The organism is Gottfriedia sp. ABJ_BB2_2 (assembly GCF_055484705.1).
Map to the genome: position 1 here is coordinate 1 of NZ_JBVFKR010000010.1, position 16994 is coordinate 16994.

Sequence of the window (16994 nt, forward strand, 5' to 3'; positions counted from 1 at the left end):
GCAACAGGAGCAACAGGAGCAACAGGAGCAACAGGAGCAACAGGAGCAACAGGAGCAACAGGAGCAACAGGAGCAACAGGAGCAACAGGAGCAACAGGAGCAACAGGAGCAACAGGAGCAACAGGAGTAACAGGAGCAACAGGAGCAACAGGAGCAACAGGAGCAACAGGAGCAACAGGTGAAACAGGAGCAACAGGGGTAACAGGAGCAACAGGAGCAACAGGAGCAACAGGGGTAACAGGAGCAACAGGAGCAACAGGTGAAACAGGAGCAACAGGGGTAACAGGAGCAACAGGAGTAACAGGAGCAACTGGAGCAACAGGGCCAAGTGTCCTTGCTGAAGGTTTCTCTGCCTTTATTCCAACAGTTAATACTGCTGCTAGTACGCAATTAACTAACTGGAGTGTAGCTAATCCTCATTTCAATGCAACTACATTTGATCCTACAACAGGTAATTTTACTGTACCTGCAACAGGTAGATATGTTTTTGAAGCAACGATTAACTATTCTACAACTGCTACTTTATCTGTAGCAACTGGACCAGGTGTTAACCCGTCATTTGTCATTAGAAGAACTTCACCTACTACAACGGATTTAATTGGTGGTTTAGTACCAATTTTAGACGTAAATATTGCTTTAGTTCTAACTTTAAGAGCAATTCTTGGAGATGGTACAGTGACAATAACTGGTGATCTAGAACTTACTGCTGGGGATGTTATTGGTCTCTTCTATGAAGCAGATGGATTAACAGTACCACTTACTCTTGGAGGAAATAATACAGCAGGTATCACTTGGTCAGTTCATCGTATTGTTTAATATTAAATTTTAGAAAGAAATAGTACAAGCCTCATATTTTAATAATCCTCATTTATTATTCCTATAGTTATCTATTTGAATAATAATGAGGATTTCTTTTTTTATAAAGTTTTTGATTGAAATTTATGAAAGTAAGCTTTTAATACTAACAATATAATCTGATTGTGAATATGTTAAATAATGTTATTTATTCAAATTTTAGAAGAAGTATTTTAGGGATGTGTTGTTTATTGAAAGGAATCATTCTAGCTGGAGGAAATGGAACCAGATTGTTTCCGTTAACAAGAGTCATATCAAAACAGCTGTTACCTATTTATGATAAGCCTTTAATTTATTATCCACTTTCGATTTTAATGCTTGCTGGCATTAAGGAAATATTAATTATTTCTACACCACAAGATGTTCCTCGGTTTGAGGAACTATTAGGGGATGGCTCTAATCTTGGCATTACTTTATCGTATATTGCTCAAGAAAAACCTGAGGGTATTGCACAGGCATTTATTATAGGAGAAGAATTTATTGGTGATGAATCGGTTGCTTTAATTTTGGGTGACAATATATTTTATGGTCATGATTTTACGAAGATACTAGAGCGAGTAGCCACATTAAACGAAGGGGCAACGGTATTTGGCTATAACGTTAAGGATCCACAAAGATTTGGCGTTATCGAGTTTGATGATGATGGAAATGTCATTTCAATAGAAGAGAAACCTATAAATCCAAAGTCGACCTATGCTGTTACTGGATTATATTTTTATGATAATAAAGTAATCGATTTTGCTAAGCAAATTAAACCCTCTGATAGAGGAGAGTATGAGATTACTGATTTGAATGAAATGTATTTAAAAAAGGGCCAATTAAAGGTAGAGATACTAGGTAGAGGTTTTGCTTGGTTAGATACTGGTACACATGAATCACTAATTCAAGCGTCTACTTTTATAGAAATGATTCAAAAAAGACAAAGCTTACGAATATCTTGTATTGAAGAAATCGCATTTAGAAAAGGCTATATAACAATTGGACAATTAGAAAAACTTACGGAGCCTTTAGCTAATAGTGATTACGGTAAGTATTTATTAAGTGTCATTTCAAATGTTAAAAAAAGTAAATAAACGTTCGAAAGTGAGACTGTAAATTGTGGGAAATCTGTTTGGAGTCTTTGTAAAGGAGGGTATTGATTGAACATTTTAATTACAGGTGGTGCGGGGTTCATAGGGTTAAATTTTGTAAACTTCATATTAAAAAATACTGATTACGATATTACGATATTAGATGCATTAACTTACGCAAGTCATCCTGAAGAAATAAATAATTTAGTTAAAAATCCAAGAGTACGGTTTATTCAGGCAAATATTATCAATAGGGAAGAGATAAAGCCGGCTTTAGATCGGGTATATGAGGTACTTGTTCATTTTGCTGCAGAATCTCATGTTGACAGAAGTATTAAGGATGGAGAAATATTTATTCAAACAAATGTAATTGGTACGTTTAACATGATCCAAATTGTCATGGATGGATTTGCAAAGAAAATGATTCATGTTTCTACGGACGAGGTTTATGGAACACTTGAAAAAAATGAGAAACCTTTTACTGAATATTCTCCTATCGCTCCTAATAATCCTTATTCCGCATCAAAAGCAAGCTCGGATTTAATTGTACGTTCATACTATCAGACGTTTGGTTTACCACTTATCACAACTAGATGTAGTAACAATTTCGGTCCATTTCAAAATAAGGAGAAATACATTCCAACCATCATTTATCATGCACTACAAGAAAAGAAAATTCCAGTTTATGGAGATGGCTTGCAAATTAGAGATTGGTTATTTGTAGAAGACCACTGTAGAGCAATTGCAAAAATAATTGAAAATGGAAAATATGGTGAAGTATATAATATTGGCGGTGGCAATGAGAAAACAAATATTGAGGTAGTTAAGCAAGTATTAGCAATTATGGGCAAATCAGAGAGTTTAATAGATTATGTAACAGACAGAGTTGGTCATGATCGTAGATACGCAATTGATTCCAGTAAACTTCAATTAGAATTAGGGTGGATACAGCAACATACTTTTCAAGAATCTTTAGAAGAAACGGTGAAGTGGTATATTGAAAAGTTTGGTGACAAGAAAATATGAAAATATTAATCACTGGCGCTGACGGTCAGCTTGGTAAAGAACTTCAGAATCTATTTGTTGAAGATGGAATTGAAATCATTCCATATGGCAAGAAGAACTTAGATATTACGAATAGGAAAGAAATTAATGCCGTATTAAATCAACATCAACCGAATGTAATGATAAATGCAGCTGCTTTTACAAAAGTTGATTTATGTGAAGTAGAGGTTGAAAAGGCTTATCTAGTAAACGCAATAGGACCATTTAATCTTGCATTTGAAGCAAAAAAAATGAATTGTCGATTTTTTCATATTAGTACAGACTATGTTTTTAATGGTGAAAAAAATATTCCATATGAAGTGAATGATATCAAGTCTCCAAATACAATGTATGGCAAAAGTAAGAAAATTGGAGAAGAGCTGGTACTGGCGATTAATGATGAAAGTACCATTATTCGTACATCTTGGTTATATGGACATAAAGCGGATAATTTTGTGAGTACAATCGTAAATTTATCAAATAAATTAGATGAGATCAGAGTCGTTGATGATCAAATAGGGTGCCCAACATATACGAAAGATTTAGTCCTAATTCTTAAGTCACTCTTATATGAGAAACCAGGTATATATCATGTGACAAATTTAGGGGAATGTAGTTGGTATGAGTTTGCATGTGAAATTCTCCATTTTTTAAATCGTAAAACAAAAATCACTCCGGTAACAACGAAAGAATATGGTACTAAAACGCCAAGACCAATGTATTCAGTATTAAGTAATAAGAAGCTTGTTGATTTACAAATTCAGCAAAGAGATTGGAAAGAAGCATTACACGAGTTTTTAAGAAAGGAGTTTGGTAATTAATGCAAATTGAAGGTGTCATAACGAAAAAACTAACCAAACATTGTGACGATCGAGGTTTTTTTGCTGAAGTTTTAAGGGATGATGATGAGTTATTGACAAATTTTGGACAATTGTCATGGTCAACAACATATCCAGGTGTGATTAAAGCTTTTCATTACCATGAAGAACAAGATGATATTTGGTTTTTTCCATCAGGGAATGCACAAGTAGTTTTATATGACTTAAGAGAAAATTCAACAACAAAAGGCAAAACAAATGTGTTTTATATGGGAGAAAATAATCCTATGATATTACTAATACCTAAAGGAGTAGCACATGGATACCGGGTAATCGGTGATCAGTCTGCAACAATTATATATTGTACAACAAAATCATATAATCCAAATCTACCGGATGAAAAAAGAATTCCTTGGAATGATGAGACAATCGGATTTAATTGGGAAACTCAAAATAGGTAAATATAAACTACGATTAATGTTTTTTATTGTGGGGACTTAAGCAAAGGATAAGTAGGTGTAAAATGAAAACTAGCATTATTCTGTTAACATATAATCAGCTAGATGTTTCTAAAAAATGCTTTGAAAGTCTTGAAAAATATACAAAAAATGACCAAGTTGAAATTATTGTTGTAGATAACGGTTCTACTGATGGGACACGTGAATATTTAAAAAGTAAATCTTCGTTTATCACAATTTTAAATGAAAAAAATATGGGGTTTGCTGGTGGCTGTAATCAAGGGATTGAGGTTGCTACTGGAGATAATTTATTATTTTTAAATAATGATACAATTGTTACTGATAATTGGCTAGATGCAATGATCAATCTATTATATAGTAATGATCGTATTGGTATGGTTGGTCCAGTTAGTAATTATGTAAGTGGACTGCAAAGAATTGATGTAGATTATCAATCGGATGATGAGATAAACGAGTTTGCGTTAAAATATTGTGAAACAGTCAAAGGAAAATCCAAGCAGGTACTACGATTAGTGGGTTTTTGTTTATTAGTCAAACGCGAGGTAATAGAAAAGCTAAAAGGTTTTGATGAAAGATTTAAATTCGGTTCATTCGAGGATGATGATATCTGTTTAAGAACGGTTCTAGAAGGCTATGAGTTGCATATTGCATTAGATTCATTTGTACATCATTATGGTCATGTAACTTTTAAAGGAAATAGTGATATTAATATTACCCAGCTTTATATAGAAAATCGATTTCGTTATATAGAAAAATGGGGCAATCATTTAATAGATACTGCTTATCCAAAACTGGATATAATTGATATGGTACCAAGTAATGTGAAAAAAGTATTGGAGATTGGCTGTTCGGCCGGCGCAACAGGATTAGAGATTAAAAATAGGTATTCTTGTGAGCTATATGGTACTGAAAAGAATCCAGCATTGGCATCAATTGCTTCACAATTTTACGAAAAAGTTGATATTGTCAGTTGTGATGAGACGAATTTATCCTATGCAAATGATTTTTTTGATTTAATTATTCTTGATCAAACAATCGAACATATTTTTGACCCTTGGAACTATATAATTGAAATTAGTAAACTATTAAAACCATCTGGAAATATTATTTGTAGAGTTCCAAATGTATCTCATGGTGAAGTACTTTACCAATTGTTAAATGGTAGTTGGAATTATCTAAATGCGGGAATATTGGATAAAGAGCATGTAAGATTTTTTACGCCTAAAACAATGAACTTACTATTTCCTGCTCATATGTTTGATATCATTTTTAACAAGAATGAAAATATCGATGTGAATATAAATATAAAATTATTTTTTGAAGAAGTAGTTCACTTAGCACATAAATTTGGTATAACACTAGATGAGTTAATGACAAATTTGGAAATCTACCAAATGCTTGTACTCGTAAAGAAAAAATAATAAAAACGGCGGTTGAGAACTTCAACCGCCGTTTATTTATTTAATAAATTTGAGAAATACTGTCTATTTGATAATATGCTAGCATGAGTTGGATGATAGCCATATGCCAATTCATTATGTTCATTTGCTAATTGGTGTTTACCAATTCGATCATAGCATACGGCTAATTGAAGATGTGGCATCCATGTTGAATATGAATATTGAATGTTAGATAGTTGCTCTTTATTTTTATATGAAGTAGCTTCTTCATACCAGAAAATCGCTGAGTCATAATTATTGTTTTCTAAAAAATAATAACCAATCCTACAACATGTTTCGGGCTGAGGTTTCTCAAATTGAAGTGAGTGAAGTAGCCAATTTTTTTCTAATTCAAATAAATGTAGGTGATGATAATTATCGGCTAAATAATAACAAGCTAGTATATTATGCTCACTAAATGGTTGTTTTTGTCTTAAAAACTTAAGAAAATATTGAATCGATTTATCATATTGATGATTTTCACTTAATTCCTTTGCATAATAAAATAAATCTCTCGGTGAAAAGTCGATATTCTCTTCAATCATTTTTTCAATTATTTTTAGGTTATTATGTGGATCATTTGTGTATGGTAGGGAGTGGATTACTATTTCTGAATCTACCACCACACCAGAAACATTAATTTGAAAATCTTTGGATTCACCACTAATGGAATATGAACTATTCCTTCTAACTAATCTTGTGGTCATCTTTTGATTACTTTCATTCAAATTCGTTAGCAGTTTCATTGAAATTCCATCAATATTTGAATTGATTGACTTCTTTAGTTGTACGAATTTTTTACTCTCGTTTTCGAACAAAATATCATTAGGGGTTAAGAATAGAATAAATTGTTTTGTAGAGAGGTCAAATAAGTAACTTAATGCATCTTTTTCATGCTGATCTGCTTCAAAGGAGTAAATATTTTGGGTAAACGTGCTTGCAAGCTCTCTCGTTCTATCCGTGGATCCTAAATCAACAATGATCACTTCATCTACCAAGTCGGATACTGATTTTAGACATCTTTCAATAACCGCCTCATCATTTTTAACAATCATACATAAGCTAACGGTAGTCAAAATATCACTCTTTTCTAATGTAATCGCATGCTAAGAAATCTATTTTAGATATTACAAATTAAACAATGAGGGGACACCGAAGTGGTATTATTGCTCATTTAATAATGAGTTAAAATACGCTTGATTATGCTTAACCGAAGGGTTATTTGGAGAAAAACTAGCTGCAATGTCATTATGTTTTTTAGCTGTCACTTGGTCTCCTAAAAGACTATAGGATAGGCATAATTGTAAATGTGGAAGCCAAGTATAACACGCAGTATTAATAAATGGGCTTTTTTGTTCGGGAATATCAACGAAAGTAGCTATTTTATACCATGAGATTGCACGATGATAATCTTCTTGTTGAAGATAGATATAACCTAATCTGCAACAATTTTCTCCACGAGGACCATCGTAGGTGAATGATTTTAGACAACTACTTATTGCTAATTCCCATTCTCCTAAATTTAAATAACAATCAGCCATTTTACCGCAAGCTTGAATATTATCTTCAGACCAACCTTTTCCTTCATCTAAAAATTTGTTATACCATTCAATTGCAGTTTCATACTTCCCGTGATCTAAACATTCATTAGCATAATAATATTTATCTCTTGGATTTAATTCTTTACCTGAAGCAATTGCTTCTTCATAAATTGTTAAATTTCGAGTAGAGGAGTCTTTATCTTTATGATGGATGACGGCAGCATCTGAATGAATAATATTTCCATATACTTCTAAATATTCATGTACGAAACCAATCCATTTAAAATTATTTATACGTTTAACAATCCGATTCCGTATAGAGCTGAATGTTGGATTTCCATCTACATCAAAAGAAAGATGATATTTCATTGCTACAGCATCGACTTCATTTGTTAAAGTTTTCTTTAGTTCAATTAATTTTTTTGCATTTTCTTCTGTGATTACATCATCTGCATCCAACCACATAATATAGTCCTTAGTTGCTTTCGAAAATGCAAAGTTCCGAGCCGCAGAAAAATCATTGATCCATTTAAAATCATAAACACAATTTGTAAATTTTTTTGCTATTTCTTTTGTTTGATCGGTTGAACCTGTATCAATTATGACGATTTCATCTACAATAGTAGAAACGGAAGAAAGACATCTTTCAAGTACATTTTCTTCATTTTTTACAATCATACAAAGACTGAAAGTAATTGAATCTTTTTTCATTAATTCCACCTCAAATTTATGTTATTAAGGTTGTCAATAAAACGTTCATCCAAATATTGAAATTTTTTTATAAGAAGGTTGTTATTCAGTTTTGTATATGTTTAAATATGTAAAAGGAATATTGGAAATTTTATGATAAAGAGAGTAGTCTTATATAGTTTTTAAGCGAGTTAGGGATGGTGGAAGCCTAATAAAACGAATAAGATGAAGCGCACTTTGGAGAAGTAAATCCGAAATAATAGTAGGGTTTACCGGGGATTGAACCTCGTTAATAAACTTAAAGCTGGTTCAATATAATTTGAACAATTAGAGTGGTACCGCGGAACTTAAACCCCGTCTCTTTTTTTAGAGGCGGGGTTATATTTATTTTAGGAAGGGAATGAAGGAAGATGAACTATGAATTATTGTATAGTGAGTATTTAGAAAAAGCATTAAATGGTGCATTAAATAAAGTAGAAATTAATGCGCTGATTGAAAAACCGCATTATGCAGATCAAGGTGATTTAGCATTCCCTTGTTTTCAGCTAGCAAAGTCATTAAGAAAGTCCCCAGTTAGTATTGCGCAAGAAATTGCACCGCTAATTCAACATGAATTATTTGAAAAGGTTGAGGCGAATGGGCCATATGTAAACTGCTTCTTAAATAAGAAAATTGTCAGTAAACATATTATAGAGACTGTTTTAAGCGAAGGAAAAGATTTTGGAAATCATATTACTGACGAAGAAAAAACAATTGTGATTGATTGTTCATCACCTAATATTGCCAAACCTTTTTCAATGGGGCATATTCGTTCAACAATGATTGGAAATGCAATTGGAAACATTGCTCAAAAAAATGGTTATAAAGCAATTAAAATCAATCATCTCGGAGATTGGGGAACACAGTTCGGGAAATTGATTGTGGCCTATAAACGTTGGGGTATAGAAGAAAAAGTAAAATTAAATCCAATCAAAGAATTACTAACACTATATGTTAAATTTCACGAAGAAGTTGAGAAGGAACCACAGCTTGAAGAAGAAGCAAGAAGCTGGTTTAAGAAATTAGAAGAGAAAAATGAAGAAGCGCAAGAATTATGGGATTGGTTCCGTGAAGAATCACTGAAAGAATTTATGATGGTGTATGATTTACTAGGTGTTAGCTTTGATAGCTTTAATGGTGAAGCTTTTTATAATGACAAAATGGATCGAATAATTACCATACTTGAAGAGAAAAAATTATTAGTTGAATCTGAAGGAGCTGAAGTTGTAGACCTTTCAGAAATAGAATTACCTCCGTGTTTAATTAGAAAATCGGATGGAGCTACTTTATATGCAACCCGCGATTTGGCAGCTGCAATCTACCGTAAAGAAACATACGATTTTGATAAAGCTGTATATGTCGTAGGTGGAGAACAGGCACTACATTTCACGCAAGTATTTACTGTTTTAAATAAGATGGGATATGAATGGTCTAAGAATATGGAACATGTACCATTTGGTCTGATTCTTCAAAACGGTAAAAAAATGTCAACTCGAAAAGGGAAAATTGTATTACTTGAAAAAGTTATTGAAGAAGCAATTAGTTTAGCTAATAAAAATATTACTGACAAAAACCCTAATTTAAAAAATAAAGATGAAGTTGCAGAAATGGTAGGAGTTGGAGCGATCATATTCCAGGATTTAAAGAATGATCGTATGAATAATTTCGAGTTTTCTCTAGAGCAAATGTTAAAATTTGAAGGAGAAACTGGACCATATGTGCAGTATTCAATTGTTAGAACGAATTCAATCTTAGAAAAAGCGAATGTAAAAGAATTCCATCATCAAGATGGCTTACATGATGAGTATAGTTGGGAAATTATAAAAAACATTCAAGCTTTTCCAGACAAAGTAAAACGTAGCTTTGAGCAAAATGAACCGTCAGTAATAGCGAAATATACAATTGATTTGGCGCAAGCGTTCAATAAATATTATGGAAATACACATATCCTTACTGATGATCAGCAGTTAATTAGTAGATTAGCCTTAATCAAAGCTGTTTCAATTGTATTAGAAGAAGGACTTAGATTATTGGGTATTCGCGCACCAAAAGAAATGTAATCAAAAAAGTATGAAAAGAACTTTTTCTTTTCATACTTTTTTTTTCTAAAGGCTCATTTTCAAAGTGATTATAGCTTTAAAACGAAATAGATAGAACTTGAGGTGCGAAGACCATTGGAGATGCAGGAAGGCTAAAAACCCCCAGTAGGCACACAGGATATAGGGGCACGCATGCGTTACAACAGACGGCGTGTTTTAGGGTGGATCAGATTTCGCCCCACAGAAAGGGAGCATCCTGTAGTTGTGAACAACTTTCGCATTCTAAAATAATAAAGATGGATAAAATGATTATAATTTTCTTCTTAGTAAATCTTAAAGTTTACTAAGAATACTTATTTTTATTGAAAATGATTATCAATTACATTTATAATAATAGATGAATTGATTCCAATTAAGGAGATTGACAAATAAATGACAATTTTAAATACAATCAAAAATAGAAGAACTGTAAGAGATACAAAAAAAGACCCGATTTCTGAAGGAATTTTGATGGAACTTCTTGAAGTAGCTTCATATGCTCCATTTCATAGCAAAGAAGAGCCTTGGCAATTTATCATGATTTCAGAAGAAAATGAAAAAGCATTTTATGCTTCAAAAATCGTCGATAGTTATGAAAGAATGGAGTTAACAGAAACCTATACAGTTGAAAAAATAAAAAAATCTGTAGAGTTTTTTAAATCATATATTATTGATACACCAATGCATTTAATTATAACAACAGATCATTCTGATAATGAAAAAAAGAATTTAGAAGCAATTGGTGCAACTTGTTCATTTGTTCAAAATCTACAATTAGCTGCTTGGGAAAAAAATATTGGGATGGTTTGGCGTACAAATCCATACATTTTTGACCAACAATTTTACAAAGAAATGGGCATCCCAGTAAACAGAAAAATATTGGGCGCACTTCATATCGGTTATATTAAAACAATGCCAAAAGTTTCTAAGAAACGAAAAAATCCTAGAGAATGGACGACTAAACTAGGTCAAAACATTACAATTTCTTAATTAAATAATAAAAAAGGGAGCTAATTAACAAATTACGTTATTAGCTCCCTTTTTATGTTTATCTAGTTTAGAAATTCAGTTTAGCTACTCTAATTAAAATACTTTCGTAGTCCAATTTTCACCATTCCATACGTCTGTTACTAATCCTTGGTAAAATTCAGGTTCGTGACAGATAATTAAAATACTACCTTTATATTCTTTCAGTGCTCGTTTTAATTCTTCTTTTGCATCAACGTCTAAGTGGTTTGTCGGCTCATCTAGTACAAGTAAGTTTGATTCATTATTCATTAGTTTACATAAACGAACTTTGGCCTTTTCGCCACCACTTAAAACAGTTACTTTACTTTCAATATGCTTTGTTGTTAAACCGCATCTCGCAAGCGCAGCGCGAACTTCGTATTGTGTAAATGAAGGGAATTCATCCCAAACTTCATCAATACATGTTTTATTGTTATCACTTTTCACTTCTTGTTCAAAGTATCCAATATGAAGGAATTCACCGCGTTCAACTTCACCTGAAATTGGTTTAATATCACCAAGTAAACTACGCATTAAAGTTGTTTTACCGATACCATTCGCACCAACTAAAGCGACTTTTTGACCGCGCTCCATTCGAAGGTTTAAAGGCTGTGAAAGTGGCTCGTCATAACCAATCACAAGATTTTTAGCTTCAAATATTAGTTTTCCAGAAGTACGAGCTGGTTTGAAATCGAACTCTGGTTTTGGCTTTTCCCTTGCAAGCTCGATAATGTCCATTTTATCAAGTTTCTTTTGGCGTGACATCGCCATGTTACGTGTAGAAACACGAGCTTTATTTCGAGCAACAAAGTCTTTTAACTCTGAAATTTCTTGCTGTTGACGTTTGTAAGCTGATTCAAGTTGTGATTTTTTCATTTCATGAATGCTCATGAAATTATTGTAATCTCCAACGTAACGGTTTAATTCCTGATTTTCCATGTGATAAATTAAATTAATTACACTATTTAAGAATGGAATATCATGTGAAATCAAAATAAATGCATTTTCATATTCATTTAAATATCGTTTTAACCATTCAATATGTTGCTCATCTAAATAGTTCGTTGGCTCATCAAGTAATAAGATATCTGGTTTTTCTAAAAGAAGCTTAGCTAAAAGAACTTTTGTTCTTTGACCACCAGATAATTCAGTTACATCACGTTCAAGACCAATATCTTCTAGACCTAAACCACGAGCAATTTCTTCTACTTTCGCATCGATAATATAAAAATCGTTATTTGTTAATGTGTCTTGTAGTACGCCAACGTCTTCAAGCATTTTCTCCATTTCCTCTGGAGTAGCATCGGCCATTTTCACATATAAATCATTAATTTCATTTTCCATATCAAACATATATTGGAACGCACTTTTTAAAACGTCACGAATTGTCATTCCTGCTTGCAATACTGCATGTTGATCTAAATAACCAACACGAACTTTTTTAGACCATTCAACTTTACCTTCATCAGGTTGAAGCTTTCCTGTTACTATATTCATGAAAGTTGATTTACCTTCACCATTTGCACCAATTAGACCGATATGTTCTCCCTTTAATAATCGGAAAGACACATCATTAAATATTGCACGATCACCAAAGCCGTGGCTTAAGTTTTTTACAGTTAATATACTCATTGATCTACACCTTTTCTATTTTTTTCGTTATATTAAATGTTCTAATTAGAACGTAATTTAAACAGTCACTTATTAATTATAGTCTGCAACTAGGTAAGTGTTCAATGGTAAATTAATGTGCTGACAGAAAAGAAGGGATCACATGATGAAGTGAGGAAAATTCAGTCATCAGTCATTACGAAAGGACTTTATGAAAACATGTCTAAAAGAGGAATACTTAAAGCTTTATTGAATAACCATATTTTAGTTAATGAAAGTTTAGAGGTGGGGAAAAAGTGAGGAAAATCACTTATCTATTATTAGTAGTTATTTTTTTAGTAGGTTGCAACAAAGATGAAAATTTTAAAATAGTAAATGAAAAAAAGAGTATTGTGGAAAATTATAAAATGAACAAGTCTGAAATGAATACACTGCAAATGCTTGGTGAGGATCGTCAAAAATTAGCGATTTATAAATTGAAGCTAAATGATTCAACAGATATACAGTCATTGGAAGCAAAAATTAAAGTATACTCTAAAGGTAAATTAGTACATACAATAGGTGGTATTACAATCACTATTCTAAAAGATGATGATAAAACTTACTATCTTACATTTAAACGTCAACTTCAGCTTGAAACGAAAAATACATATGAATGGGACATCATTTTTACAAATAATAATGGTCATTATACCGGTCAATCATTATATAAACAACCAGATCAAACCAATATGTCACTTATTGAACATATTGAAGGCAAACATGAAATAGTAAAAGGAAAAGAAATGGCACTTGGAGCATTTGTGGAAGGGAACGATTCGATGGAATCAGCTAGTATCTCCCCAAATATAAAAGATAATGAAAGACTAATAAAAAATAAATATGTATACTTATTATGTCTAGAAACTAAATAAAGTAATAAGGTAGGATAGCGGAGAAAACACTCATTCTCCTAATTTCACTAATCTTATCTTTTGAGGAGGAAATTACATGTTTGGTAAAGTTGCAGCAGATATGCTTGGTTTAAGTGATGTAGGTAGTGTCATTGAGCCTAAAAACTATGACAAGGTCGATTCTGATGATTACGTAATGCATGAAGATGATGAGAAAATCTTTTTTTTAATTAAGTCAAAAACGGATGAGTACTGTTTTACAAATAAAGCATTAATTCATTTAGACGGAACTAGTGCGATTAGTAAAAAACGTACACTTCATCGATACAATTATCATACTTATAAAATTTCTCAAGTTGTTCTAGAAACTGCTGGTACAATTGATTTAGATGTTGAAATTAAATTCAATATCGGTGGTAAAGAGTTCTCGATTGATGTACATAAAAAACATATTGAAGAGTTAAAAGATTTATATAAAGCATTATTAATGATTGCTGAGATTTGTCATGAAAACGAAATTAAACTAGGTTTCGCTAAAGAAAGTATTGAATTAGCATCTACTACACTAAGTCGTGTAGCAAGTAATGAAAACAGTGTAGTAAATAATTTTAAAGAAATTAATGAAGCGGCATTTGAGTGGCTAATGAAATCTAGAGAGCAATATAAAGTTAAAGATTTTGGTTATGTTTTTGAGAAGTATATTAATAACTAAAAAAAGAACCCACAGAGTTTGTGGGTTCTTTTTTATTGTGTGGCAGTTCAAAAAAAGATTGTTATTATTTAAGAATGTGTTAGCTGATTTTCACTCCAGGATGCTCCCTTTCCGTGGGGCGGAGCTGAGCATCCTCGGCAGGCCTGCGGGGTCTCAGCCTTCCAGCAACTCCCACAGGAGTCTCGCACCTTCCATTTTAATCAACCTCTGTCTTAATGTTTATAAATTCTTAAAGTAACAATCTTAAGGAAAAGAGACTATTTAAATAAGGTATGAAAAAAATAAACGATGATATCTCGAGTTCAGTCTAAAAAAGAGATAACTTTTAAAATTTTCTAATGAGTTTAACTGTGTAATTTTATTAAACTTAGGTTTCATTTACTTATATAGAATACAGATTACCATTACGATCATAAATTTCCGCTTGTGGACATCGTTTTTGGAGCACGCTTAAGAATAGTTCTTCATCCTTTGGGAGTGATAACAATATGAATTCAAATCTTTTATATTCGATTTTCAAACGTTTAAATGTCCAAGCTGGAGATGACATTGGGTTTAATGAAAATGCTACTTTTTTAATTTCATGAAATGGAATCCTTATTTTGATAAAGCCAAAAATTGAAATAAACTCAGTATCCGAAAATTCATGGTAAGAATGAAATAACGCCCAACCCAGTACGATGATGACTGGAGAAATGAGAATAAAAATAACGATGCTCATTATTTCTCCATCACCTTCTATGAAACTTCCAATTGGGACCAGGAGAATAATTGGGATTAAACAAAGGATTAGTGCGACTAAAAATGGGTTTTTCTTTATCTGAAATTTCATATTTACACCTTATTTCTGATTAAAGATTTGTTTTAAATGATGCTTTAAGTGTTCTACATAATCCGAATATAACCATTCTAACGTCACTTTCTCATTTTCGGTGACGATATATTTTAATGCCAATTTTTCAGTAGTTATGTTTTTCATTGTTTTTACAATCCGACTATTTAAGGAAATCCAAAGAGATAAAACTTCATCTATCGAATAAGAATGTTGATAGTCGTTACACTCGACCCAATGATTTTGTTTGTAAAGTTCAAGTTTAATATCTTCATTTGAATAAAGTCTGTCAATAAATCTTTTATGGTTCATTGTTGCAGAATCGCATAAATGTCCAAGAATTTCTTTTTTAGACCATTTTGAAGAATTCGGTTTATCGTCAGGATTATGTAAAGCTAAAATATCCTGAGAAACGGTTTGTATAAGACTTTCTAATTCGCTAGTAATCATTCCTAGCATCAACTCCTTAATCTATTTATTTATGTAATGCATATGAATGAAGATTTTTCATTATGTGTCCTTAGACAAGCAGTATATGAATAGTTTAATAGTAGGACAATCTTGGAGGTGGAAGATGTTTCTTTTTCTACTGTATATTGGATTACTAATTGGTTTATTAGTCGTTTACAAAGAGGCAATTAAAAGAGATGTAAATAATCTAGGTTTTCAAATGATTGGATATTATGTAATATCTTCATTACCATTTCGCCTGTTTTGGCTACCGATTCCATTTGGATTTCTAATTTGTTTATATTTTTTATCAAGACCTTCTCTTCGATATAAGAAGCAAAAACAACTAGCTAGTTTACTAGGGTTTATTTTCTTTATCGTAGATGCTGTATTCTAAGTGAAATCATCATTTAGAATACAGCTTTTTTGTTTTTTTGTTTTGGCTATAAACAGAGCCTATTTTTTAGCAATTTTCAATGCTTTCTCAGTGTTGGCGAAATGTAGCTTTGTAAAGCTTCTTAATGCTTCAAAGCCTTTTGAACGTATGAATTTGGCAGCTGCTTGATCAACCTTTGCCCCTGCACCCTTTGGTAGTGTCATACCAGCTTTTTCACTTAGTTGATCCATTTGTTGTAAAAAAGAATAACGTGCAAGAATTGATGAAACAGCGACGGATAGATGAATCCCTTCTGCTTTCGTTGCAAATTGAACTTTGTCTCGAATCACTTCTTTTGTACCTTTTAAGTATCCAAAATATAAGTTAGGTGGCGTAAATTGATCAATCAATATCGCATCATAATGTTGGTTTTCTAATTTACTGATAATATTTCTAATTGCTTGATTATGTAGAAGGGCTTTTAATTTATTCATATTGTAGCCTTTTTCTTGCATATCATTGTATTTTTCATTGTGTAAAACTAAAAGACTATAAGTCACAACATGGATTATTTTTTTAGCAATTTTACAAATTTCATCATCGTTTAGTTCCTTCGAATCTTTAACCCCAAGTTCCTTTAATAACTCAAATTGGCTAGGTTCTACGAAGGAAGCTACAACTGTCATTGGACCAAAATAATCTCCGGTACCTACTTCATCACTTCCGATTACTGAAAGGCTTGAAAAGTTACTAGGTAAGTTATGTTGATTCGAAGGCATTTTTTTTGCAGCGGTTGGGACGGCTGATTTACCTTGCCATTTACTTACTTCTGTCTCGCAATTTGAACCTTGGAACATGACCTTTCCAGATTTATAGGCTGTAATTGTGCATCCATTCGTTTTTGCTAAAAAAACACCACCTTGTGGTACTTTTGGTTGAATACCATCTTTGTAATGTTCCTGCATCTTTAATAGAGTTTCTCCTGAAACTGTAAGAACAGTGTTTGCCATATATTTCTCCTTTATCTTGTAATATTGCCAAAACTTTCACTTGCACATG

The 16994-nt window shown here is 32.2% G+C and carries 16 protein-coding genes, 1 pseudogene and 1 other annotated feature; of the genes and pseudogenes, 11 read left to right on the forward strand and 6 right to left on the reverse strand.

Annotation, left to right across the window (positions count from 1 at the left end; all coding sequences use genetic code 11):
- The 6 genes and pseudogenes from ACX6U0_RS17520 to ACX6U0_RS17545 all read left to right on the forward strand — a co-directional run.
- Positions 1 to 816: pseudogene (locus tag ACX6U0_RS17520) on the forward strand (collagen-like protein); the annotation flags it as partial.
- 230 nt (positions 817 to 1046) lie between these two features.
- Complete coding sequence (rfbA, locus tag ACX6U0_RS17525; RefSeq protein WP_464961162.1) at positions 1047 to 1928, forward strand: glucose-1-phosphate thymidylyltransferase RfbA; 882 nt, start codon at positions 1047 to 1049, stop codon at positions 1926 to 1928.
- Between the two features lie 66 nt (positions 1929 to 1994).
- Positions 1995 to 2951 carry a dTDP-glucose 4,6-dehydratase gene (gene rfbB, locus ACX6U0_RS17530; protein WP_464961163.1) on the forward strand — a complete coding sequence of 319 codons (957 nt, stop codon included), beginning with the start codon at positions 1995 to 1997 and terminating at the stop codon, positions 2949 to 2951.
- Positions 2948 to 3790 (forward strand): dTDP-4-dehydrorhamnose reductase, encoded by an 843-nt coding sequence (rfbD, locus tag ACX6U0_RS17535; protein WP_464961164.1) that lies wholly within the window; start codon positions 2948 to 2950, stop codon positions 3788 to 3790. Before rfbB ends, rfbD begins: the two co-directional genes overlap by 4 nt.
- Positions 3790 to 4248 (forward strand): dTDP-4-dehydrorhamnose 3,5-epimerase family protein, encoded by a 459-nt coding sequence (locus tag ACX6U0_RS17540; RefSeq protein WP_464961165.1) that lies wholly within the window; start codon positions 3790 to 3792, stop codon positions 4246 to 4248. The genes rfbD and ACX6U0_RS17540 overlap by 1 nt, the downstream gene beginning before the upstream one ends.
- Positions 4249 to 4310: 62 nt before the next feature.
- Positions 4311 to 5687, forward strand: a complete 1377-nt coding sequence (locus ACX6U0_RS17545; RefSeq protein ID WP_464961166.1) for a glycosyltransferase — start codon at positions 4311 to 4313, stop codon at positions 5685 to 5687.
- A gap of 32 nt (positions 5688 to 5719) precedes the next feature.
- Here the strand turns inward: ACX6U0_RS17545 and ACX6U0_RS17550 are convergent, their stop codons facing one another.
- On the reverse strand, positions 5720 to 6781 hold the full coding sequence (locus ACX6U0_RS17550; RefSeq protein WP_464961167.1) for a glycosyltransferase: 1062 nt from the start codon (positions 6779 to 6781) through the stop codon (positions 5720 to 5722).
- 87 nt (positions 6782 to 6868) lie between these two features.
- The gene (locus tag ACX6U0_RS17555; protein ID WP_464961168.1) at positions 6869 to 7957 is read right to left on the reverse strand and encodes a glycosyltransferase; all 1089 of its coding nucleotides are present in this window, start codon (positions 7955 to 7957) and stop codon (positions 6869 to 6871) included.
- A gap of 123 nt (positions 7958 to 8080) precedes the next feature.
- Positions 8081 to 8301: a binding site (T-box leader), on the forward strand.
- A 45-nt stretch (positions 8302 to 8346) separates the two neighbouring features.
- On the opposite strand from ACX6U0_RS17555, the gene argS reads away from it, so the two are divergent.
- Together argS and ACX6U0_RS17565 are read left to right on the forward strand one after the other, a co-directional pair.
- Complete coding sequence (gene argS, locus ACX6U0_RS17560; protein WP_464961169.1) at positions 8347 to 10035, forward strand: arginine--tRNA ligase; 1689 nt, start codon at positions 8347 to 8349, stop codon at positions 10033 to 10035.
- 411 nt (positions 10036 to 10446) lie between these two features.
- Positions 10447 to 11043, forward strand: a complete 597-nt coding sequence (locus tag ACX6U0_RS17565) for a nitroreductase family protein (protein WP_464961170.1) — start codon at positions 10447 to 10449, stop codon at positions 11041 to 11043.
- 93 nt (positions 11044 to 11136) lie between these two features.
- Here the strand turns inward: ACX6U0_RS17565 and ACX6U0_RS17570 are convergent, their stop codons facing one another.
- On the reverse strand, positions 11137 to 12693 hold the full coding sequence (locus tag ACX6U0_RS17570) for an ABC-F family ATP-binding cassette domain-containing protein (protein ID WP_464961171.1): 1557 nt from the start codon (positions 12691 to 12693) through the stop codon (positions 11137 to 11139).
- A 275-nt stretch (positions 12694 to 12968) separates the two neighbouring features.
- On the opposite strand from ACX6U0_RS17570, the gene ACX6U0_RS17575 reads away from it, so the two are divergent.
- A complete protein-coding gene (locus ACX6U0_RS17575) occupies positions 12969 to 13586 on the forward strand; it encodes a hypothetical protein (protein WP_464961172.1) in 618 nt (205 codons plus the stop codon).
- Positions 13587 to 13662: 76 nt separating this feature from the next.
- The gene (locus tag ACX6U0_RS17580) at positions 13663 to 14277 is read left to right on the forward strand and encodes a PH domain-containing protein (RefSeq protein ID WP_464961173.1); all 615 of its coding nucleotides are present in this window, start codon (positions 13663 to 13665) and stop codon (positions 14275 to 14277) included.
- Positions 14278 to 14659: 382 nt separating this feature from the next.
- Here ACX6U0_RS17580 and ACX6U0_RS17585 read toward each other — a convergent pair whose 3' ends face one another.
- Complete coding sequence (locus ACX6U0_RS17585; RefSeq protein ID WP_464961174.1) at positions 14660 to 15109, reverse strand: PH domain-containing protein; 450 nt, start codon at positions 15107 to 15109, stop codon at positions 14660 to 14662.
- Between the two features lie 9 nt (positions 15110 to 15118).
- Positions 15119 to 15559 carry a DinB family protein gene (locus ACX6U0_RS17590; protein WP_464961175.1) on the reverse strand — a complete coding sequence of 147 codons (441 nt, stop codon included), beginning with the start codon at positions 15557 to 15559 and terminating at the stop codon, positions 15119 to 15121.
- A 124-nt stretch (positions 15560 to 15683) separates the two neighbouring features.
- Here ACX6U0_RS17590 and ACX6U0_RS17595 point away from each other — a divergent pair, with 124 nt between their 5' ends.
- On the forward strand, positions 15684 to 15956 hold the full coding sequence (locus ACX6U0_RS17595; protein ID WP_464961176.1) for a hypothetical protein: 273 nt from the start codon (positions 15684 to 15686) through the stop codon (positions 15954 to 15956).
- Positions 15957 to 16015: 59 nt separating this feature from the next.
- On the opposite strand, the gene rnhC is transcribed toward ACX6U0_RS17595, so the two are convergent.
- A complete protein-coding gene (gene rnhC, locus ACX6U0_RS17600; RefSeq protein WP_464961177.1) occupies positions 16016 to 16945 on the reverse strand; it encodes a ribonuclease HIII in 930 nt (309 codons plus the stop codon).
- Positions 16946 to 16994 lie beyond the last annotated feature (49 nt).